Source organism: Polyangium sp. 15x6 (genome assembly GCF_029960785.1).
GTDB lineage: Bacteria > Myxococcota_A > Polyangia > Polyangiales > Polyangiaceae > Polyangium.
Genome location: NZ_JASBQE010000152.1, coordinates 1 through 21,469, shown reverse-complemented (window position 1 = coordinate 21,469; position 21,469 = coordinate 1). Strand labels below are relative to the sequence as shown.

Below are 21,469 nucleotides of genomic sequence, written 5' to 3'. Positions count from 1 at the left end.
CAGGCGCAGGCGGTGCTGGAGGTGGCGGCGCGGCGGCAGCGGCGGGTAGGGGCGGCGGCGCGGGCGGCGGTGCGGCCGGCGGCGCAGGCGGTGGTGCAGCCGGCACGCGAGGCGCGGGCGGAACCACCGGAAGCACTTGCGCGCGCGTCTTCTCTTCGTCGTCGTCGGCCATCAGCCGATCGAAGGCGCCGCCGAGGAAGTCGTCGATCTCTCGTTCGCCCGCGGCCTCGTTGGGCGGCGGGTTTTCCTCCTCGACCTCCTCGACCTCGTCGGCCTCGATCACCTCGGCATCGTCGATGACGATCGCATCCGCATCCGGCTCGACCGTCGCCTCGATCGGCACGAGCGCGCGGATGTGGCCGAGCAGCTCGCCGAACGCGATCGGCTTGTGCACGTAGTCCTCGGCCCGCGTGCGCAGCTTCCGGTGTTGCTCGAAGGTCTCGTCGGTCGACTCGCTCGACATGATGAGGAGCGGCACGTCCTTGAGCTGCGGATCCTTCTTCAGCTTGTTGCACACCGAGAAGCCGTTCATGCGCGGCAGCTCGATGGAGAGGAGGATCAGGTCCGGTCTGTCGTTCGCGGCGAGCTGCAACCCGGCGTTGCCGTCGTCGACGACCTGCACGGTACAGCCGAGACGCCCGAGCTCGGTACGGAGCTCTCCGGCGAACGCGTGATCGCTCTCGAAGACGAGGACTTTTGTCATTTTTCGGGCCGTTTCGACAGGCTCGGGGCCTTCCTCGCCAAGATATCGATCTCGTTCGAGGACTGTCAAACTCGCTCAGAATCGACCCACGATCGAGACGGAGGCCGGGCCCACGAAGACGCGCGCCGACACCTCGTCCTTCGCTTTTTTCGGCGCGAGCGCCCAGATCCCGACCGCCGCGCCCGCCGCGAGGCCGGCCCCCACCCAGGCCCCGAGCGCGAGGCCATCGAACGTGCGCACGCTGTCGATGCGATCCGCGCCACACTGCACCCGCTTGCGACACTCGATCGCGCCCGCCTCGGCATGCGCGCCGGCCAGGAGGTACGCCGCCACGCCGCCGCCGAGGAGCGCGACCGCAGCACCCCCGGCGATCCACGTGCCGAGCGGCACGGCGTCGATCACCTTCGGCCCCGTGGGCCCCGCGTTCGTGCCCCCTGACAGCTTGATCTCGACCGTGAGCTTCGCCTCGTCCTCGGCCTCGATCTTCGTCGAAAACGCCTCGCGCCCCGGCGCCTTCGCCTCGATCTGGTGCGTGCCTGGATCCACCGGCACGGGCGCTCCGAGGCTCGACTCCGGGACGGCCTGGCCGTCGATCGTCACGACGATGCCGGAGACGCCCGCGGGGAGCTGCAGCCGGACCGTGGGGATACGCGATTCGATCTCCTTGCGTTTCTTCTCGATCGCCTCGCGACGGGCCTTGTCCTTCTGCGCCTCCGCGATCTCTTCCCCGTGCTTCCACGTGGCGACGGCCGCGCGCAGCTTGCCCGTCACGGCCTGACACTCCCCGAGCGCCAGGAACGCCTCGGCCGTCTCGTGGATCGCGATCGCCTGCTCCAGCATCGGGATCGCGTCCGCGCAGCGCCCGGCCTTCACCTCGACGACGGCGTCCGTCACCATGTCCTTGGCGAGCTGCACCTCGGCCTTGCTCGGCTCCTTCGCGAGCGCCGCCGGCGCGCCGAGCGCGAGCGCGACGCCGAGCGCGAACGCCCACGCGACCTTCACGACGAGGCGGCCCCTTCCTTCGCGAAATGGCCCGGTGGTTCGTCGCCGAAGCAGATGCCCATCTCGCGCGCCGTCGTCACCGTGTCGCAGTCGAGGTCCACCGTCTTCGTGCGTCCCGCGGTCTCGGAGAGCGGGATGAGCTCCACGCGATGACAACGCAGCGCGACCATGCCGCTCTCGCAGCCCTGCACGAGGAAACGCACGGCCCCCGCGCCGAAGCGCAGCGCGAGCAGACGATCGAACGTCGTGGGGCCGCCGCCGCGCTGCAGGTGGCCGAGCACCATCGAGCGCGTCTCCTTGCCCGTGCGCGCGCCGATCTCCTTCGCCACGCGCTCGGCCACGCCGCCGAGCACGGCCACGCGGCGGAACGCGTCGCCCGCGTCGCGCACGGTGACGTCGCCGCCCTTCGGACACGCGCCCTCGGCCGCCACGATGATCGAGAAGCGCCGCCCGCGCGCCTCGCGCTGCATCACCTTCTCCACGATGGGCTCGTACGAGAACGGCGCCTCGGGAACCAGGATCGCGTCCGCGCCGCCCGCGATGCCGGATCGCAGCGCGATCCAGCCCGTATGCCGCCCCATCACCTCCACGACCATGACGCGCTCGTGCGCCTCCGTCGTCGAGTGCAGCCGATCGATCGCCTCCGTTGCGATCGAGACCGCCGTGTCGAAGCCGAACGTGAGCTCCGTGCCGTAGACGTCGTTGTCGATCGTCTTCGGCACACCCACGACGAGCGGCAGGCCGCGTTCGAGCAGCGCGTTCGCGATGCGCATCGAGCCGTCGCCGCCCACCGCGACGAGCGCGTCGAAGCCCTCGCGGTGGAACCGCTCGACGAGCTCGGCAGAGCGATCCTTGGGGACGATCTTGTCGCCCTCGTGCGTCGGGTAGTGGAACGGATCGCCGCGGTTCGCCGTGCCGAGGATCGTGCCGCCGAGGTGCATGATGCCGCGCACGGCGTCGCGATCGAGCCGCACGAGGCCGCCGGGCTCGTCCTCGAGCAGGCCGCGGTACCCGTGTTTGATGCCCCAGACCTCGATACCCCGCTCGATGGCGGAGAGCGTGACGGACCGGAGCACGGCGTTCAGCCCGGGCGCGTCGCCGCCCCCGGTGTTGATGGCGATCTTCCGTATCGTGCGCGGCATCCTGCGGGGAGGATCGCGGTCATCGGCCCGTTTGGCAAGGGGGCGAAACGAGCGCGGTGGTCGCCCTCGCCTCGCGCAAGCCGGACCAGGTGAGCCCTACGCCCGCCGTGATCACCAGCGCCGCGCCCGCGAGCCCGATCGGCTTCTCGGGCTCCCCGAGGATCACGATCGCCGCAAAGTGCGTCAGAACGACCCCGAGGTAACTCCACACGCCGACGCGGGCCGCCCGATCGAGCGCATACGCCCGCGTCATCGCGATTTGCGCGAACGCGCCGCTCGCGCCCGTGCCGAGGAGGAAAAGCGCGCCTTCGAGGTCCGGAACGCGCAGCGTCGGGAGCGCGACGAGCAGGAGCGAAACGCCCGCCACGGTCGAGAAATGCGCGACGATCGCCTCGGGGCTCTCGCGCGGCGCGCCGGATCGACCCGTACCCAGGCGACGCAGCCAGATCATGGCGAGCGCGCTCGCGACCGCGCCGAGCAGCGACACGAGCGAGAGCGGACCGGACAGCCGGAAGCTCGGGCCGGCCACGAGCGCCACCCCGACGAACGCGATCGTCGTTGCAACCCAAACGATCCGCGAGCTCCGCTCGCCGAGCAGCCACGGCGCCAGGATGGCGATGAAGATCGGCGACGTCGCGCCGAGCGTCACGGCGTCCCCGAGCGCGATCGCCGGCGCGCCGAACGTGTAGAACGTGCAGAACATCGCGACCGTCCCGCAGATCGATCGGGCCCAGCCCGTGCGCCGATCGTGGATCACGAGCGGGGCCCCGCGCATCCGGGCCACCGCGATGGCGACCACGGCCCCGAGCACCGCGCGCGCCGCGGCGACCTCGGACCAGGGGAGCTTCTGCGCGCCGAGGCGCGTGCAGATCCCCATGATCGTGAACAACACCTGCGCGACCACCATCCACGCGAGCGCTTGTCGTGGTCCGCTCGTGGCCTCGGGGGCGCTCCTCTCTCGGCCCCCCGGCTCGACGCTCTTCACCCGCGCCGCGTTACCACGCGAAAGGCCGCGAAGCCCGCACTTGCGCGCGAGGGTTGGTCTCCCCTGTGTGCGCGCTGGCCCTCCGTGATATGAATCGTCACGTTTGGGACGAACCTACCCCACGCTGGAGATCTGCATGACCCCGAAAGCCCGCAGTGCCTCGATCGACGCTGGCTCCCTGCCCGCGCTCTCGCCCCTCGCCGCGTTCGCCCTCGCGCACGCCGACGGCACCCGGTCCATCGCGGACATCGCTGCCCTCGCGGACGCCACCGGGACCGACGGGTGGACGCGTGATGCGGTGTTCCGCGCGCTCGACGAGCTCGCGGATCTCGGCCTCCTCGAGGCGCGCGTGGCCCCGCCGGCTGGCGGTCCTCGGGTTCGCCGCGGCCCGACGGTCGAGAGCGCCCCGGCCCTCGGCGTCTCCCCGGGCATGCCGCTCCGGGCGAACGAGGACGACGACGGCTCGCGGAAGAACCAGGAGGAGAAGGAGAAGCGCCACGCCGAGCAGAGCGACAAGAAGAAGTCCGGCAAGGGCAAGGACAAGGAACAGGGCGCCCGCAGCGCCGAGCAGAGCGACAAGCGCACGGCCGAGCAGAGCGACAAGGGGTCCTGAAGCACGGTCGCCGCTATCGGCTGGCCCTTCGCTCCGCTTTTCTCACGAGCCAATCGATCATCGCTCCCCCCACGTCTTGCCCGCCGACGAGCCGGGCGCGCGCGAAGAAACACGGAAAGTTCACTTCGAGCACGTAATGGCGTCCGCTCGGATGTTCGAGCACGTCCACGCCGCCGAGCTCGACGTCGAGGGCGGCCGTCGCGGCCACGGCGCTCGCCAGGATCTCGGGCGCGGGCGGCGTCTGGTAATCGGCCGGATCGTCGGTCGCGTGCGTCCGGAAATCGTCTTCGTCCTTTTGATTGCGCCAGTATCCCGCGACGCGGTCGCCCACCACGATGCAGCGGTAATGCGTCGCGTCCGGGATGTATGCCGAGAGCACGGGCATCCGACCCGACGCGAGCGCGTGATCCATCGTGGAAAACAGCCCCGCCAGGCTGTCGATGCGCAAGACGCCGACGCCCCCCGATCCGCCGGCGAACTTCATCACGATCGGCAGGCCGCCGAGATCCTCGACGTACCGGCGGAGGAGCACGCGATTCGTCGTGTTCCCCCAGATCCACCGCGGCACCGAGATTCCTCGCCGCTCGAGCACGGCAGCCTCGGGCCCGATATCGCGGAACATGCCATCGGGCTGCCGATGAAACGTCACGACCCCCGGCCCCGCGAGCGCCTGCTCGACGCGCACCGCCGATGACGAGACGGCCGGCCGGAAGAGCAACGTTCCCGGCGGGAGCGGCTCGGCCGCGGTGAAATCGAAATTCGCGGCCTGCACTTCCTCGTACGAGACCCCGCGCGACGCGCACGCCTCGCGCAGCACGCGTATCGTCGTCTCGGGCACGCCGTCGTTCACGCAGACGAACCGCCGCGAAGCCGGCGCCTTCCCGGCCGGCGCCTCGTCCGCCGCGATGTTCACCCGGGCAGCCTCGACGGGGGCATACATGAAATACGCGATCGTCGCCTTTTCCCCCTCGCGGAGCGGATTCGACTGGTGCAACGCGGCCCTGTCGACGCTCCCGTCGGGCCGATGGTTGAACCAGAGCGCGAGCCGCCCCCTTTTCGCGCCGACGGTCATCGGATGCGGCTCGGCGCGCGGGAAAAACGTCTCGCCGCCGCCTTCCGCGTCCGTGAGATAGACGATCGCGGTCGCCACGAGCCGCGCGCCGCCGATCGTGTATTCGTCGAGGTGCGGCGGATGCGCGTCGCCCCGCTCGTACCGGCGAAACCGGAACGTCGGCGCGACGAGCGTGCAGGAAAAACCGAGGACCGCCTCGATCCGCGCCGCGATCGCCCGGAGCACGGGATCCTCGCGGACGGGAAGCTCGCTCGACAACCCCGTCTCGTTCGCCTGCCACGCGAGCCCGCGGCGGGTGAGCGCATCGCGATCCCCGTACGAGGCGAGCACGTGGCGCACCTCGTCGTCGGAGACGAAGCCCTCCTGCACGTAGAGGCGCGGCGCCTCGGAAAGGCGCCGCAGCGGAGACGATACGGGGTTCATGGGCCCGACAGCACCGTGCGAGAGCGGCGCTGTCAAGCCCGGTGGCCGCGGGTCACTTGATGGGGAGCGCGGCGAACCGCGTGATCTTGCCGCGGCGAACCTTGAACGCCGCCACGGTGCCAGGCTTCATCTTGCCGAGCGCGGCTTCGAGCGCCTTGGCGTCACGCACGGGCGCGCCGTTGACCTCGAGGAGCACGTCGCCCGGCGACAGCTCGCTCTCGGGCTCCGTGACCCGGTCGACGCGCACGCCGCCGCCCGCGAGATCCGAGAACTGGAAGCCGAACTTGTTCGTCGCGGCCGGCGCCTTCTGCCCGCGCGAGGGCTTCGTGTCGGCGTCGATGCCGTCGCTGTCGCCGAGCTGATCGAGCTTCGCGGTCACCTCGAGCGGCTTGCCGGAGCGCAAGAGCGAGACCTTGATCGTCGTGCCCGGCGCGTGCCGCGCGACCTTGCGGGGCAGGTCCTCGGCGTGGTGGATCGGCGTGCCGTTCACCGCGACCACGATGTCGCCGGGCTTGATGCCCGCGCGCGCCGCCGCGCCGCCCGGCTCGAGATCCGAGACGAGCGCGCCCTTCGGCGTGTCCATGCCAAACGCCTTGCCGAGATCGGCCGTGAGCGGCTGGAAGAGCAGGCCGAGCTTTCCGCGCTCGACGTGACCCTTCTCGCGGAGCTGCGGCAGGATGTCCCTCAGCGCGTCGACCGGCGTCGCGAAGCCGATGCCGTTCGCGCCGGCGCGGATGGCCGTGTTGATGCCGATGACCTCGCCCTTCCAGTTGAACAGCGGGCCGCCGCTGTTGCCCGGGTTGATGCTCGCGTCGGTCTGGATGAAATCGTCGTACGGGCCGGCGCCGATCGAGCGCGCCTTGGCGCTCACGATCCCGAGCGTCACGGTGTGCCCGAGCCCGAACGGGTTGCCCACCGCGAGCACGTGCTCGCCGACGCGCAGCGCCTCGCTCGATCCGAGCGCCGCGACCGGGAGGCCGCTCGCGCCGCGGAGCTTCAGGAGCGCGAGATCGAGCTTCGTATCACGCCCGACGACGTCGGCGGCGAACTCGCGCTCGTCCGCGAGGCGAACCTTCACGTCGTCCGCGCCCTCGATCACGTGCGCGTTCGTCACGATGAACCCCTCGGGGTCGATGATGAACCCGGTGCCGAGCGCGGTGCGCGCCATCTGTCGCTCCGGGGCGCGCGGCGCGCGCTCGCCTCCGCCGCCTCCGCGCGGTCCGAAGAAGAAATCGAAAGGATCGATGCCGCCGAAGCCCGGGCCTCCGCCGGCGACCTTCTGCGTCGTCGTGATGTTGACGACCATGGGGGTCACGCGCTGGGCGAGGTCGGCGACGTCGAACGTCGCGGGCACGGGCGCGGGCCCGGCGGGCGCGGGCGCTGCCGTCATGGCCGCGGCGGCCTCGGCCGAGACCTGCTGGGCGACCTCTTGCGTGGAGGGCGGCGGCGGCGTCGCGTGGGCCTCGTGCCCGCAGCCGGTGGACCCGAGCAATCCCGTGGCGAGCAAAAGGGCGAGCGCCGAGCGAGACACGAATGAAGACGCGCGCTGGGACGAACGGACGGACATCATGAATTCTCCCCTCGAACCTCCGGGCGAGCGAACCAGCCGAGGCTCCACTTCATTCCGAGCCTAACGGATGAATCGCGATAGCGAGTTGCGCAACCCCTCGCCGTGCGGTTTGGACGATCGCACGCCTCCCCGGATGCCGCTGTCCCCTGGCCTAGCGCTCTGGTAGGGTGCGCCGCCGGAAGGGAAGCGATGAACGATCTGCGCAAACGCATGGAAGAGCGGCGAATCGGGTTCGTGGGCGGCGGTAGCATGGCGTCCGCACTCATCCGGGGCCTCTTGCATTCGGCCACGGTCACGCCCGCTCAGATCCGGGCGAGCGATCTGAAGGAACAGCGTCTCGACGAGCTCCGGCAGACGTACGGAATCGAGACCACGGACGACAACGAGGCGCTCGTCCGCTGGGCCGACGTCGTCGTCATCGCCGTGAAGCCGCAGATCGTCGACCGCATCCTCGGCGCCGTCGCGGCCGGGCTGAAGGAGGGGGATGTCGTGGTCTCCGTCGCCGCCGGCGTGCCGATCGAGGCGATCGAGGCGCGCCTGCCCGAGCGCACGCGCGTCATTCGATCGATGCCGAACACCGCGGCCATCGCGCTCGCGGGCGCCACGGCGATCGCGCCCGGCTCGCACGCCACGAAAGACGACCTCGAGGTCGCCCGTGCGCTCTTCGAGGCCGTGGGCCGGTGCGTGGTGCTCGACGAATCGCTGCTCGACGCGGTCACGGGCCTCTCGGGCAGCGGCCCGGCGTACGTGATGCTCATGATCGAGGCCCTCGCGGACGGCGGCGTGAAGGTCGGCCTCGGCCGCGACACCGCGCTCCTCCTCGCGGCGCAGACCGTCTACGGCGCGGCCAAGCTCCAGCTCGAGACGGGCGAGCACCCGGGGCGCCTCAAGGACATGGTCACGAGCCCCGGCGGAACGGCCATCGCAGGCCTGCACACGCTCGAAGCCGGCGGCCTGCGTCGCACGCTCATCGACGCCGTCGAGGCCGCCACGAACCGCGCCGTCGAGCTCGGCGAGCAGATGGCGAAAAAGCTCCGCCGGTAATTCCGTCCTCCCCGCCGAGCGAGCGCCCTGGGCTTTCGGCCGCGCTCTTGCTCGTCCGCATGGCATGTCCCCGCCGTGCTCGGTGTATTCCCCACCGCCGTCCGATTCTCCCGGTCTCGACGGTTCCTGCGAGGAGAGCTGTCATTCCAAAATCGTGCATTCTCGCCTGATGCTCGGTTTTTCCCTGCTTTTGATGGCCTTCTCCCTTTGCGCGTGCAGCGGCACCGACGAAGGCAGCACCCTCGTCGCGACCAAACGCTCGTTCGCCTACCCGCTCGACGACGTCCTGCGCCTCCACCACGTGCAGGCCAAGGCCACGCACAACAGCTTCCACCTGGCGAACCCCGATCTCTCGGGCCCCGCGTACGCCGTCGATCACGCGCCGCTCGACGTGCAGTTCTCCGACCAGGGCGTGCGCTCTATCGAGCTCGACCTCCGGTACGACGAGGCGCGCGGGGATTACAAGGTCGCGCACGTTCCTCTCCTCGACGAAGGCAGCACGTGCGCCACGCTCGGCGAATGCCTCGGCATCGTGAAGCGCTGGTCGGACGCCCACCCGGCCCACCTGCCGATCACGATCATGCTCGACCTCAAGGACTTCGCGCCCGGCGCGGACGCGCTCGAGGCGTATTTCGGCACCCTGCACGAAAAGATATTCAGGGTTTGGCCGGAAGATCGGATCGTGACGCCCGACGAGGTGCAGGGCGATTACGCGACGCTCGGCGAGGCCATGAGGACCGAGGGCTGGCCCACGCTCGGCAAGCTGCGCGGCCGCGTGATCTTCACGATGTACAACCTGACCGACAGGTTTGGCAAGGCGTACTCTCGCGAAGGAACGAGCCTCGCGGGTCGGCTCGCCTTCACCCGCACCGTGCCCACGGATCCGCACGCCGCGTGGACGCTCTACGACGATCCCAAGGTGACGAAGGACCTCATCGACGAGGCCGCCGCGGCAAACCTGCTCGTCCGCACGCGCGCCGAGATCAACCTCGCGGCCGCGCTCGCCGGCGACACGACCTTGCGTGACGCCGCGCTCGCGGGCCCCGCGCATTTCGTCACGACCGATTATCCCGCGCCGATCGACGGCTCCACCTATCACGTGGACATCACGGGCGGCACGCCCGCGCGCTGCAATCCCGTGACGGCGCCCGCCGAATGCACGTCCGAGGCGCTCGAAGATCCCCGCTTCATGAAGCCCTGATCAGCGATAGAGGAACGTCACGCTCCGGTAGCGGTCGAGCGTCTCCGGTATGCCTGGGCCGATTTCCAGCGCGATTTCCGCGCTCGTCTGGAAGTCGATCCGATCCGTGAGCACGTGGAACCGGCAAGCGCTCGCGCGCGCCGAGGGAGGCGTGACCACGGTGCCCCACCATTGCGCGAACGGCGAGGCGTGGGGGCCTGATTCGAAGTAAAACGCGCCGTTCAGGTAATCCTCGGTGCCCGTCCCGACGATCGACGTCACCCCGTCGAGCACGGCTCGCTCGTCGCCTTCGAGGAAATTGAGTGGCTCGTCGAAGAGGCTGCCGTCGCCGATTCCGCGGCCCTCCAGGAGGAGGCACGTCCCGGCCCAGCGCCCGCGGCCGGTGACGCTCGCGAGCGGATGCTCGAGCCCTGGCGCGGGCGCGACGGTCTCGTTGCGGACGGCGTGGAGGTGACCGAACGGCTCGCTCGGGACGGCCTTTTCGCCGCGGATCGAGAGCGTGAAATCGACCGGCGCCGCGGCCGCGCTCGTCGCCGCGAAGACCGCCTTTTCCTTGAATGGCATCGGGAGCCGCAAGGCGAGGCGCACCATGCCTCCCGCCTTCGACCCCGCGAGCGCGAGGCTCGCGTCTTCCGGCGGATCCAGCGTCGCCGCAAAGAGATCCGAGAAAGGCAGCAGAATGGCCGGCGCGGCCTCATCGTCCCAGGTGACGGAGAGCGTGACGTCACGGAGCGCGGCAAACTGCGCCTCGGCGATCTCGATGGAAAACGCATGAATCGTGGAAGGCCCTGCAAGATCGGCCAGCGGGGTCGTTTGTCCCGGCTCCAGGGCCACGACCTCGGGCGCGACGAGCGGCTCGCCCGGGATCGCCCCCTCCGCCGTGGACGAGAGGACGGAGATCGCCTGGTCCCGCGCGGCGAGGCGCGCCTCCGCCGCCTTGCGCGGCTCTGCTTCCGGGGAGAGGACCGCCCCTGCCTGATGATAATAATATTCCAGCGGGCCGAGCCCATCGAGGGCAATCACGATTTTCTTGGAGAAGACGACCGGATAATACCACGCGACGTGGTTGCCCGGCCCGTCGCCGAACGGCGGCGCGAACATCTCCCCGGCCGTGCCGTCGATCACCGCGGCGAGCGGCTCTTCCACGACGGGATTCTCCTCGTCGTCGACCCAGATCCGCAGCACCTCGTCGTTCGCCACGAGCCCGTTCCTGAGCGAGCTCGCCGTGAGCCAGAGCCGCGACAGGTAGCCCGAACCCGAGAACCGCGAGAGCACGACGCCCCGCACGTACGCCTCGGGGCATTCGGCCTCGTCGTAAATGGGTGGGATGAGCTGGATCTCGCTGACGGAGGCCTCGCGCCCGCGGCAGACGAAATGGTTCATGTCGCGGTTTCCGCGCTCCACGAAATCGGACGGCGCAGGCGCGCCGCTCAGGCGGTCCTGGCTCCCCGTCTGGACGTACCTCCCCTCGCCGAAGACGGGCAATGCCCGGAAATCCGCGAGCGCCGCGAGCGCGGCTTCGTCCGCGAGCTCCTCGCGCGTGCCCGGCGGCGGGAGCGTCACCACGGGGCGGGGATCATCGCTGCAACCGGCGACGGAAGCGGCGGCGAGGACGAAAAAGGTGGCGCGCGCGCGGCGGATCGTGCAGTCCATCCTCCGTTCAATGTGCGCCGATGCCGCTCCGTAGGCGAGCGTATTTTTCGTGCGCGGCGGACGAGAAAAGTCGGAACCGCACTTCTCCGGGCGGCGGGAATGGGGCATCCTTCGAGTCGCGCAATGGAATGGACCATCTCCGACACGATCCGCGTGGAAGACCTGGCGGAGGCCCTCGGGACCACGGCCGAGGGAGCGCCGCCGCGGACGCCGGACGACGAAACGCCGGTGCTGCCGCGCCTGTCGCTCTCGACCGGCGCGATCGAGGGCAACGCGCCCGTGCTCTCCTCGCCGGGCGTCGATCTCACCCTCGTGCGGCAGCTCGGGCAAGGCGGCATGGGGGCCGTTTACCTCGCGCATCAGCGATCCCTCGATCGCCATGTCGCCATAAAAATACCGCACGAGGACGCGCCCCGGAGCGCGTCCTTGGCGATCATCCGCGAAGGCCAGGTCGCCGGGGGGCTCGAGCACCCGAACATCGTGCCGGTGCACGCGCTCGGGCTCGACGATACCGGGCGGCCGATCCTGGTCATCAAGCGGATCGAGGGCGTGTCGTGGAGCGACCTCCTCGCGGATTCGAGCCATCCATTCTGGGAGCACGCGAGCTTCGGGGGCGAATCGCGCCTCGTCGCGCACATCGAGATCCTCATGCAGGTATGCAATGCATTGCATTTCGCCCATACCCGCGGGATCGTCCACCGGGACATGAAGCCCGACAACGTGATGGTCGGCGAATTCGGCGAGGTGTATCTGCTCGACTGGGGGGTCGCGCGAAAAATCGACACGACGCCGGGAAAGGACGCCGAGCCGCTCGCCGGGACCCCGGCGTACATGGCCCCGGAGATGGCCTGCGGAAAGCCGCACGAGGTCGACGCGCGGACCGATGTGTACCTGCTCGGCGCGACGCTCCACGAGATCCTCACGGGCAACCCGCCGCACGCGCGGCCGAGCCTTTACGACGCGCTTCTTTCGGCGAGCGCGGGGACGCCTCTGGACTATCCGTCCGAGGCCCCGGACGAGCTCGTCGCGCTCTGCAATGCCGCCATGTCGCGCGAGCGGGACGAGCGGCCCCCGAGCGCCGCGGCATTTCGCGAGCGCGTGGCCGATTTTCTGCATCACCGTTCCTCGCTCGGGATCGCGAATGCGGCGAGCGAGCGCCTCGCGGCCCTGGAGGAGGTCATCGGCGAGGGCGGACCCGAGCTCGTCACCAGCGCGGAAATGCTGGGTGGGCTCAGCGAATGCCGGTTCGGCTTTTTGCAAGCTCTCCGCGAGTGGCCCGACAACACGCGCGCCAAGGAGGGGCTCGCGCGGAGCCTCGCGCTCCTCGTCGAGCGCGAAATCGCCCTGGAGAACCCCGCGAATGCCCGCGCCCTGCTCGAGCGAATGGAAGGGGAGCGCTCCGCGCTCGAAGCGCGCGTCGCCCTGCTGGAGGAAAAAATCGAGGCGCGCCGGCGGCTCGAGCGGAGGGCCGCGGAGATGGCCAAGGAGATGGACTCCAGCGTGAGCCGCCGCGCGCGGACGCTCTTCGTCAGCGCCGTGGTCGGCACCGGCGCTGTCGTCATGGGCGCCCTCTCGATCCGCGAGGCGAGCACGCGCCGCCCGTCGCCCTGGGCCGACGTCCTCGTCTTCGACGCGGTGATCCTCTCGCTCTTCCTCGCCGGGCTCTTTTTTGGCCGCAGGCGGCTGCTCACGAACCTCTTCAACCGCCGGCTGCTCTTCACCGTCACGGCCTCGTTCGCGCTGAACGCCCTGCACGACGTGCTCTCCTACGTTCGCGGCGAGCACGTCTGGACCTCGGGCGCGATGGGCCAGCTCATCATCGGCTCTTGCCTCGTGGTCACCGCGATCAACAGCACACTCGAGCTCCTCTGGCCCGCGGCGATCCAGCTCGCGGGCGGCCTGCTCTCGTTTTACGTCCCCTGGGCGACGGGCGCGATCAGCACGATCGGCACGCTCGTCACGGTCGCGCTCGTCCTCCGGGCCTCGAAGCCGAGCGGCGCCGCGGAGACGGCTGACGCGCGGCGCGACCGCGTGTAGAGTGCGCGCGCCTGACCTCATGAAACTCCTCGCCATCAGCGATCTGCACGTCGGATTTCCGGACAATCGAGCCGCCGTCGCGTCCCTCGGCGCGCGGCCCGACGATTGGCTCGTCCTCGGCGGAGATCTCGGCGAAACGTTCGAGCACGTACGATTCGTGCTGGATACGCTGGCGCCGCGGTTCCGGAAGCTCGTGTGGGTGCCGGGCAACCACGAGCTTTACGTCGATCCCCACACGCCAGGCGAGCCCCGCGGCGCCGCCCGCTATGCGCGGTACGTCGAGCTCTGCCGCGAGCGCGGCGTGCTCACGCCGGAGGATCCGTATCCCATCTGGGAAGGCGAGGGCGGCCCGCACCTCATCGTCCCCATGTTCCTGCTCTACGATTACACGTTCCGCCCGGATCACATCCCCGTGAGCGAAGCGGTCGCCTGGGCCGCGGAGCAGGGCATCGCCGCGGCGGACGAGGTCCTGCTCGATCCCGCGCCCTTTCCGAGCCGGCAGGCGTGGTGCCATGCGCGCGTGGCCGAGACCGAGGCGCGCCTCCGCGCCGCGCCCGCGCTGCCGAAGGTGCTCATCAATCATTTCCCGCTGCGCCAGGACCTCGTCTTCCTGCCCCGCGTGCCGCGCTTCTCGCCGTGGTGCGGGACGCGAAAAACCACGGATTGGCACGTCCGCTTCGAGGCGCGGGTCGTCGTGCAGGGCCATTTGCACGTCCGGAGGACGGTGCACGTCGACGGCGTCCGCTTCGAGGAGGTCTCGTTCGGATACCCGCGCGAGCGCCGGAGCGACCGCCCGATCGACGCTTACGTGAAGCAGATCCTCCCGACGCCGGAGATCACGCCTTGAGCCCTCTTTCCTTGCCGCCTCGCGCTGCGCACCTCTGGTACGTCGATCCCGACGCGATCGACGACTGGTACCTGCTCGCGGCCTACCATTCCGTCATGTCCCCCGACGAGGCCCGGCAGCAAGCTCGTTTTCGGTTCGTCGAGGGCCGGCGCGAATACCTCGTCACGCGCGCGCTCGTCCGCGCCGTGCTCAGCGCGTATGCGCCCGTCGCCCCGCGCGACTGGGTCTTCGTGCGAAATGGCCACGGCCGGCCGGAGATCGCGGGGCCGAGCGGCGCGCCGAGGCTGCGCTTCAACCTTTCGAACACGCGCGGCCTCGTCGCGCTCCTCGTCGCCCGCGACCGCGAAGTCGGCCTCGACGTCGAGGACACCCAGAGGCGCGGCGAGACCGTCAGCGTCGCCGACCGCTTCTTCTCCCCGTTCGAATCCACCTCGCTACGCCGGCTGCCCGCGTATCGCCAGCGGGATCGATTCTTCGATTACTGGACCCTCAAGGAAGCGTACATCAAGGCGCGCGGCATGGGCCTCGCCATCCCGCTCGATCATTTTTCCTACCACCTCGACGAGGGCGGCCCCATTCGTATCTCCTTCCAGCCCGAGCTCCCGGACGACCCTTCGCGCTGGCAATTTTCGCTCACCTCGCTGGGCGGCCGTCATCGCGTCGCGACGGCCATCGAGCGAAGGCCGGGCGAAGGAACAATCGCCGTCGAGATGTTTCGGTGTCTCCCGTTCGAGGACGTACCGCCGAGGGCCTGACGTCGGGCCCAAGGCCGCCGCGGGTTTTGCGTTCCATCCCCCGGTGCCCCCGTCCGAGGAGGACCCCGATGGCCGACGGATCCCGCTTTCCCAGGCTCGCTCCCCCGTTCGCGATCACCGGCGCCGCCGCCGGCTGGCTCTCCGCGGGGCTGCTCTCGAACCCGCTCTTCGCCGTCACGTACGATGGGGTCAAACCCCTCGCCGCCCTCGGCACCATGCTCATCGCCGCCGCCACCGGCGTCCTCCTGAAGAAGCTCTGCCTCGGTTGGCGATATTCGTACGAGATCGAAACACCAAACGCCGAGACCCGCCCGACGTCGGACCGGACCGGGTATCACGTCCTCGTCGTGCTCCTCGCCGGCGCCGCGGCCGGCGCGATGGTCGCGGCCCTCGACGACGCGAACGGCGGCACGCTCGGGGGCGCCGCGAGCGGGGCTTTTTCCGCGATCCTCTTCTTGCCCGTGTGCCTGATCATCCTCTCGTCCGCGCGCCGCGCCCAGCGGGCCCGCCTCGGCTCGATCGTCGCGGGCAGCGATCGCCGCGCCGTCTGGGGGATCCTCGCGGCCGCCCTCTCCGCGGCCACGCTGCTCGCGGCCCTCGACTGGCCGGCGTCGCACCTCGAGGAGGTCGAGAAGCCCATCCCGGCACTCTTCATCCTGCTCGCGACGGCCCTCGTGACGCTCGCCGTCCTCGCCGCCGACCTCCGTGCTTTGAAGCGCGCGCAGGCGGCGCTCGCGCCGGGGCTCTCGACCGAGGACGACGGCCCCGCGCCGCTCGTGGACCTTGCCGTTCCGCGCGTCGATCTCGGCCTCGGCGACGACCTCGCCTCGCGCCTCGCGCGGAGCGCCTCCGCGTACCGAGGGCGCGATCGCGCCGTCGAGCTCGTGCAAGGCAATCCGGAGCAGGCCCTCGGCGCGCTCCGCCGCGCGGTTCGGCGTGGGGTCACGAGCCTCGCGTTGATGGGCGTGCTCCTGGGCGCGCACGGCCTCGCCCAATCGAGCTTCGTGACGAAGCTCTACATGGAGGTCCGGTGCGACACGGGGTGGCCGGCGTTCGACTGCCCGCTCAAGTGTATTGCCCAGCGGTAGGCGCCGTCGAGCCCGCTCCCAGCCACGAGATCAGCGCCTCGTTGAAGCGGTTCGCCTGGACGAGCGTGAGATCGTGCCCCGCATTCGGCAAGAGCTCCGTCTGGATGTGCGGCGCGACCCGCTTCACCCGCGTGATCGCGTCCTTCGCCGAATAAATCGTCTCGTTCTCCCCCAGGATCAGAAACGTCGGCCGGGGCAGCGCCTGGAGCTCCTCGTCACGTAACACCGTCGGCTGCGCCATGGGCTTCCATGCGAAACATCGCGCGGCCAGGTAGGAGTCTTCGATCACCTCTTCGACGAGCTTCCGGCCCGCCTCGCCCTGCGCCGCCGTGTCCGCGAGCATCCATTGCATGAAGTTCCGCGTGAGCCACGGAATGGGCAGGGTGGTCAAAATGGCGCGCGCCATCCATTTCCCCACGATGGGCTGCACGGTGTTCGCCGGCGCGACGAGCACGAGGCCTCGCACCCGCTGCGGATATCGCAGCCCATACTGGCTCGCGATCCACCCGCCGTACGAGAGCCCCGCGAGCGCGAATTCCGACCGGATACCAAGGCCCGCCACGACCTCGTCGAGCCAGTACGCGTACTCGTACCCCTCCTTCGCGAGCCGCGAATAAACGCTCCGGCCGCAGTCGTGGATGCCGTCCACGGCGAAGACCTCGAATCGCTCGGCGAGCCTCACGACGTTCGGCCCCCATTGCAGCGAGCTGCCCGAGATCCCATGCAGGAGCACGAGCGGCGGGGCGCCCGCGCGCCCGCTCACCCGGACGAACGTTCGTCCGAGCGACGTGTCGATCGTACGGCCTTCGCAGGGCACCGGCCAGCGCGCGGCGCGCTCGTCGTAGCGGGCGAGGAATCGCTCGCGGGCCTCGGCGGACCGGAACGGGTGATGCGAGGGAAAGCTCATCTCAGGACACCCGCGAGGCGATGCGGCGCCGGACCTCGGCGACGAAGGCGTCCGGATCCTCGACCGACACGTAAAGCGTCTCGGCCGGAACGCGGACGAGCACGCGCATCGGCACGGCGGGCGCGAGGCGAACGCGCACCACGTCGTCGTACGAACCGACGACCGCGACCGTATCGACGAAATTGGTCCGCCAGCCGAGCCCGCCGAGCAGCGGCCAGCGCGCGCGCTCGACCGAGGTGACGCGCGAGAGCGGGATCCGCTCGTCGAAGAGCCAGCCGAACCGAACGTGGATCTCGTCGCCTTCGATGTCGACGTACGATCGCTCGGCCGTTCCGCCGAATACGGAGAGGAGTGGCTTGACCCAGGTGCTGCGTCGGATCTCGGTTCGCATGGGGCCTCACGATGGCCATCGGATCCACACGACGCAAGGCGTCGCGGGATGATTTTACCTCGAAATGACGACCGCCGTCGTCGGCCCGTTCTCGGGGGCGCCGGCCCCCGACGCGCCCTGCCAGCCCTGGGGCACGGGCGGGTCGCTCCAATGGAACAGCGTCTCGGCGTCGATCGGCGAGAGGTTCACGCAACCGGCGCTGGTCGGCTCGCCGAAGCGCTCGTGCCAGTACGCCGCGTGCAGCGCGAAAGGCGGGTGGAAGTACTGCGTGTGAGGGACGTCGGCGATCCAGAACGAGCGATCCTCGCCTTTTTCGGGCGACATCGTCGCCGCCTTGTCCTTGAACGTCACGTAAAACGTCCCGGTCGGCGTCGTGCTCGCCTTCACGTTGTCGATTCCCTTCACCGGAACGCCGCCGGATCCGGGCGAAATCAGCGTGGCGAACACCGGCTCGAGGCCCTCGTACGCGACGAGCGTGCCTTGCGTGATCCGCACGTGCACCCACTTCGTCCCTTCGCGCACGCCGAACGGCAGCTTTTGCCGAGGCTCGACGACCGTCGCATCGGATTGCTCCACCCACACCGGCTGCCCGCCCTCGCGCTCCTTCGTCTCGAGGTACGTCGCGCCCGCGACCTCGGCCGAATGGCCCGTGAGCATCGCGTACGAGCGCGCGGGGAACGACGTCCCGGTGCGCTCCATGGCGCCGCCCTCGAGCCTCCGCCATTTCGCGCGCGGTGATTTGCGGAACCAGGCGAGGGGCAACGAGACGTCGTCCCCGAGGCGAACGCCGTGGAACGTGCTCGGTCGGAACGGGCGCACACGGTCGGCCGGCACGACCGTGAGGTCCACCGAGAGCAGGAACGTGCGTCCCTCGGCCGAAAACGCCTTCGTGTACGAAAGCATCGATCCGTGCGGGATGTTTTGCCGCACGAGATCGAATCGCCCCGGACGCACCATTTTGCCGCCTTCGAGGAACGCGGGCAGCGGGTCGGTCGGCGTGATCGGCTCGGCCTGGGCGAGGTCCTCGTGCGCGGAGAGGAATTTCGACAGCGGCTCGACCTTGCCGGCGGGCCCGAGGAGCCTCTCGACGCGCGCCTGCTCGCGCGGCGTGGGCACGCGGTTGTACATCGGCGCGCCATTGGAGATGGCGTATTTGTAGGGGAATGGTCCGGCCGCGGGCAACGTCGCGTCGAACGCGGGCCGGACCTCGGGCGGCGGCTCGCGCGAGACCAAGTTGTCGTTGCAGACGTACCCACGCGGCTCGATCGCCCAGAACCCCCGCGCGCACCCGGCCCCGCGCACGGGCTCGGGCTTTTTCAACGCGACCGACTCGCCGACACGGATGTACCCGAGGTATCGCTCGCCCTTCTTCTCGGGCGTGGGGTAAATCCAGGGAATGCCCTCGACGGCATGAAGGCGCGGACCGGAAGGCACCGCCGGCGCGGGTTCGGCCGCGGAAGCGGATGCGGGTGCGGGTGCGGGTGCGGCAGCGGCAGCAGGTGCGGAAGCGGCAGCGGCCGCGACCACGGGCGCCTTCGGCGGCGGCGCGGGCGTGAGCGCGGGCTCCGCCGGACCACATCCGAGCGCGAGCACGACGGGAGCGAACGAGGAGCCGCGCATCCTGATCCCGAGCTATGCCCCGGATTCGCCCGCCTGCGCAACTCCGCCGCGCCGAAAAACCCGTAGCATCGCCGAACGCCCCATGGCCCCGCGCGCGACCCTCCCCCCTCCCTCGACCGTCCGCCCCCCGAAGGCCCCGAGCCACTTCCAGGCCGAGCTCCTCGCCGCGGCCTGGGAAGCCTTCTCCGCGCTCCTCTTCATCTGGACCGTCGTCCCCGACGCCCTCTCCCCGCCCCTGCCCGTCGCCGTCACCATCGGCGTCGCCTCCCTGTCCCTCTCCGCCCTCGCCGGCCCGGCGCTCGTCCGCCGCGGATCCCGTGGCCTCTTCGTCGCCGCCCTCGTCCGCACCCTCTCCTGGCCCCTCGCCGTCAGCCCCCTCGTCCCGCACATCGGCTCCCGCGTCCTCTTCGCCGCCGCCGGCTTCGGCCTCATGGCCGGCGGCATCCGTCGCGCCTTCTATCGCCGCCTCAACCCGTTCGCCGACGCCCCCACCGACGCCCGCGACCTCCGCGACAAACTCGCCGAGTCCGCCATGGTCGCCGGCATCGTCGGCGGCCACACCCTCATGCTCTTCTGCGTCGCCTTCCTCCGCACGCAGAGCCCCGTCCTGTTCAAGGCCTGGCTCGAAATCGTCCCGGCCCTCGCCCTCGTCGGCACCATCGGCTTCACGCTCGCCGTCCGCCCCGCCACGCGCCACGTCGCCCGCGCCCTCGCCGCCGGCCCGAACGGCGACCGCGGCATCCACGAGCGCGCCATCGCCCAGGCCGAGGCCCTGCCGAACACCCTCTCCTACCTGAACTTCACCGTCTGGTCGGCCTTCATCACGATCGGCGTCTTCTACGCTCGACCTGGCCGCGCCGCCTGGTCCCTCGCCGACGCCGTCATGGAGATCTGCCTCGGCATCCTCTTCGCCTTCGGCGTCTCCTTCTACCAGCGCGCCTGGGACCTCGACACCGTCGCGCCCATCCTCGAGCGGCTGCGGACCTGGACCGGCCGGGGCGCGGCCATGCACGCCGAGCCCATCACCCTCCGCCGCCGCATGCTGCGCGATTTCGGCCTGCCGCTGCTCTTCACCACCACGCTCTCCCTCTTCTCCTCCGTCGGCCTCTACCGCGCCCTCTCCGTCGGCAGCGACCTCCGCCAGGACATCGACGCCATCGCCGCCCTCATCGCCGCCTTCGTCACCATGGTCGTCGCCGCGTTCGGCGTCGTCGCCCGCGCCGCGCGTGAGCTCAGCCGCCCCCTCGCCGTGCTTGCCGGCGCGGCCGATCTCGTGGCCGGCGGCGCTCTCGACGCCGCGGCGCCGCCCGTCACCGGGCCCGTGGAGGTCGTCGGCCTCGGCGAGAGCATCGAGCGCATGCGTGTCCGCCTCGCCGGTACGATCGCCGAGCTCGAACGCGAGCGCGCCGGACTCGAAGAGAACGTCGCGGCCCGCACGGCCGAGCTCACGAAGACCCTGGACGAGCTCCGTCGCGCGCAGGCCGCGCTCGTCCAGGGCGAGCGCCTCGCCTCGATCGGCGAGCTCTTCGCCGGGGTCGCGCACGAGATCTACAACCCGCTCACGGCCATCGCCGGCGCCGCCGCCCCGCTCGAGCGCCTCTCCTCCGAGCTCGGCCAGACCCTCGCCGCCTTTCGCGCGGCCCTGCCCGAGCTCTCAGCGGCGCGGCGAAACGAGCTCGAACGCACCATGAAGGAGCTCGACGTCGACGCCGCCCTGGAAGACCTCGTCGGCATCTCGCACCTGCTCCGCCGCGCCAGCGATCGAGCGGTCCGCATCGTCGGAAACCTGAAGAGTTTTTCCCGGTCGCCCGGCGAGGTCGTGCCCACGGACCTCGTCGCCGGCATCGAGGAGACGCTCGTCCTGCTCGGCCGTCGTCTGCGCGACGCCGGCATCGAGGTCGAGAAACGTTACGGCGACGTGCCCGAAGTCCTCTGTCGCTCGGGCGAGATGAGCCAGGTCTGCATGAACCTGCTCGTCAACGCCATCCAGTCCGTCGAAAGCGACGGGCGCCCCGGCAAACCGTCTCCCCGCATCGTCATCGAAGCCCGTCGCGACGGAGGCGCAGCCCTCGTCGCCGTCAGCGACAACGGCCCAGGCGTCCCCGACGACATCGCCTGCCACATCTTCGAGCCCTTCTTCACCACGAAACCTCGTGGCCAGGGCACCGGCCTCGGCCTGTCAATCTCGAGCGACATCGCCCGGCGCCACGGCGGCGCACTCACCCTGGAGCGCGCCGACATCGGCGGCGCGCGTTTCGTCTGTCGGATCCCGCTGGCCTGATTGGGGCCGTTGCGCCGGGGCGCCGCCCCGGACCCCGCGGGGGCTGTTCGCCCCTCGACCCGAACCAGGGCAAGCCCTGGACCTCAGGGGGAAGAACTGCGCGATGCGCAGTTCTTCCCACGGCCGGTGGCAAGA

The 21,469-nt window shown here is 70.3% G+C and carries 18 protein-coding genes; 8 read left to right on the top strand and 10 right to left on the bottom strand.

Annotated features, from left to right (window positions below; translation table 11 throughout):
• The 4 genes from QHF83_RS49795 to QHF83_RS49780 all read right to left on the bottom strand — a co-directional run.
• A partial coding sequence (locus QHF83_RS49795; protein ID WP_282425222.1) for a response regulator occupies window positions 1–703 on the bottom strand: 703 nt, incomplete at its 3' end.
• Between the two features lie 75 nt (window positions 704–778).
• Window positions 779–1,705 carry a hypothetical protein gene (locus QHF83_RS49790; protein ID WP_282425221.1) on the bottom strand — a complete coding sequence of 309 codons (927 nt, stop codon included), beginning with the start codon at window positions 1,703–1,705 and terminating at the stop codon, window positions 779–781.
• The gene (locus QHF83_RS49785; protein ID WP_282425220.1) at window positions 1,702–2,847 is read right to left on the bottom strand and encodes an ATP-dependent 6-phosphofructokinase; all 1,146 of its coding nucleotides are present in this window, start codon (window positions 2,845–2,847) and stop codon (window positions 1,702–1,704) included. The genes QHF83_RS49790 and QHF83_RS49785 overlap by 4 nt, the downstream gene beginning before the upstream one ends.
• Before the next feature lie 19 nt (window positions 2,848–2,866).
• Window positions 2,867–3,832 carry a DMT family transporter gene (locus QHF83_RS49780; protein ID WP_282425219.1) on the bottom strand — a complete coding sequence of 322 codons (966 nt, stop codon included), beginning with the start codon at window positions 3,830–3,832 and terminating at the stop codon, window positions 2,867–2,869.
• 136 nt (window positions 3,833–3,968) lie between these two features.
• Between QHF83_RS49780 and QHF83_RS49775 the strand changes: the two genes are divergently transcribed.
• Window positions 3,969–4,445 carry a hypothetical protein gene (locus QHF83_RS49775; RefSeq protein ID WP_282425218.1) on the top strand — a complete coding sequence of 159 codons (477 nt, stop codon included), beginning with the start codon at window positions 3,969–3,971 and terminating at the stop codon, window positions 4,443–4,445.
• A 13-nt stretch (window positions 4,446–4,458) separates the two neighbouring features.
• On the opposite strand, the gene QHF83_RS49770 is transcribed toward QHF83_RS49775, so the two are convergent.
• Window positions 4,459–5,940: a 2OG-Fe(II) oxygenase gene (locus QHF83_RS49770; protein WP_282425217.1), complete on the bottom strand. Its 1,482-nt coding sequence runs from the start codon at window positions 5,938–5,940 to the stop codon at window positions 4,459–4,461.
• Between the two features lie 52 nt (window positions 5,941–5,992).
• Window positions 5,993–7,510: a Do family serine endopeptidase gene (locus QHF83_RS49765; protein WP_282425216.1), complete on the bottom strand. Its 1,518-nt coding sequence runs from the start codon at window positions 7,508–7,510 to the stop codon at window positions 5,993–5,995.
• A gap of 189 nt (window positions 7,511–7,699) precedes the next feature.
• Between QHF83_RS49765 and proC the strand changes: the two genes are divergently transcribed.
• Window positions 7,700–8,554 (top strand): pyrroline-5-carboxylate reductase, encoded by an 855-nt coding sequence (gene proC / locus QHF83_RS49760; protein ID WP_282425215.1) that lies wholly within the window; start codon window positions 7,700–7,702, stop codon window positions 8,552–8,554.
• Window positions 8,555–8,723: 169 nt separating this feature from the next.
• The gene (locus tag QHF83_RS49755; protein ID WP_282425214.1) at window positions 8,724–9,755 is read left to right on the top strand and encodes a Ca2+-dependent phosphoinositide-specific phospholipase C; all 1,032 of its coding nucleotides are present in this window, start codon (window positions 8,724–8,726) and stop codon (window positions 9,753–9,755) included.
• Here QHF83_RS49755 and QHF83_RS49750 read toward each other — a convergent pair whose 3' ends face one another.
• Window positions 9,756–11,408: a DUF2961 domain-containing protein gene (locus QHF83_RS49750; protein ID WP_282425213.1), complete on the bottom strand. Its 1,653-nt coding sequence runs from the start codon at window positions 11,406–11,408 to the stop codon at window positions 9,756–9,758.
• 123 nt (window positions 11,409–11,531) lie between these two features.
• On the opposite strand from QHF83_RS49750, the gene QHF83_RS49745 reads away from it, so the two are divergent.
• The 4 genes from QHF83_RS49745 (at window position 11,532) to QHF83_RS49730 (ending at window position 16,135) form a co-directional block, all read left to right on the top strand.
• Window positions 11,532–13,445 carry a serine/threonine-protein kinase gene (locus QHF83_RS49745; protein WP_282425212.1) on the top strand — a complete coding sequence of 638 codons (1,914 nt, stop codon included), beginning with the start codon at window positions 11,532–11,534 and terminating at the stop codon, window positions 13,443–13,445.
• A gap of 19 nt (window positions 13,446–13,464) precedes the next feature.
• Window positions 13,465–14,292 carry a metallophosphoesterase gene (locus QHF83_RS49740; protein WP_282425211.1) on the top strand — a complete coding sequence of 276 codons (828 nt, stop codon included), beginning with the start codon at window positions 13,465–13,467 and terminating at the stop codon, window positions 14,290–14,292.
• Window positions 14,289–15,047, top strand: a complete 759-nt coding sequence (locus QHF83_RS49735; RefSeq protein WP_282425210.1) for a 4'-phosphopantetheinyl transferase superfamily protein — start codon at window positions 14,289–14,291, stop codon at window positions 15,045–15,047. Before QHF83_RS49740 ends, QHF83_RS49735 begins: the two co-directional genes overlap by 4 nt.
• Window positions 15,048–15,115: 68 nt before the next feature.
• Window positions 15,116–16,135, top strand: coding sequence for a hypothetical protein (locus QHF83_RS49730; protein ID WP_282425209.1), 1,020 nt, complete (start codon window positions 15,116–15,118; stop codon window positions 16,133–16,135).
• On the opposite strand, the gene QHF83_RS49725 is transcribed toward QHF83_RS49730, so the two are convergent.
• From QHF83_RS49725 to QHF83_RS49715, 3 genes are read right to left on the bottom strand one after another with little or no spacing between them, the layout of a single operon-like run.
• The gene (locus tag QHF83_RS49725) at window positions 16,113–17,042 is read right to left on the bottom strand and encodes an alpha/beta hydrolase (RefSeq protein ID WP_282425208.1); all 930 of its coding nucleotides are present in this window, start codon (window positions 17,040–17,042) and stop codon (window positions 16,113–16,115) included. The two genes, QHF83_RS49730 and QHF83_RS49725, sit on opposite strands and share 23 nt — an antisense overlap.
• Before the next feature lies 1 nt (window position 17,043).
• Complete coding sequence (locus QHF83_RS49720) at window positions 17,044–17,433, bottom strand: hypothetical protein (RefSeq protein WP_282425207.1); 390 nt, start codon at window positions 17,431–17,433, stop codon at window positions 17,044–17,046.
• A 54-nt stretch (window positions 17,434–17,487) separates the two neighbouring features.
• On the bottom strand, window positions 17,488–19,053 hold the full coding sequence (locus QHF83_RS49715; RefSeq protein WP_282425206.1) for a L,D-transpeptidase: 1,566 nt from the start codon (window positions 19,051–19,053) through the stop codon (window positions 17,488–17,490).
• A gap of 82 nt (window positions 19,054–19,135) precedes the next feature.
• On the opposite strand from QHF83_RS49715, the gene QHF83_RS49710 reads away from it, so the two are divergent.
• Window positions 19,136–21,334: an ATP-binding protein gene (locus QHF83_RS49710; protein WP_282425205.1), complete on the top strand. Its 2,199-nt coding sequence runs from the start codon at window positions 19,136–19,138 to the stop codon at window positions 21,332–21,334.
• The last annotated feature ends 135 nt before the right edge of the window (window positions 21,335–21,469 follow it).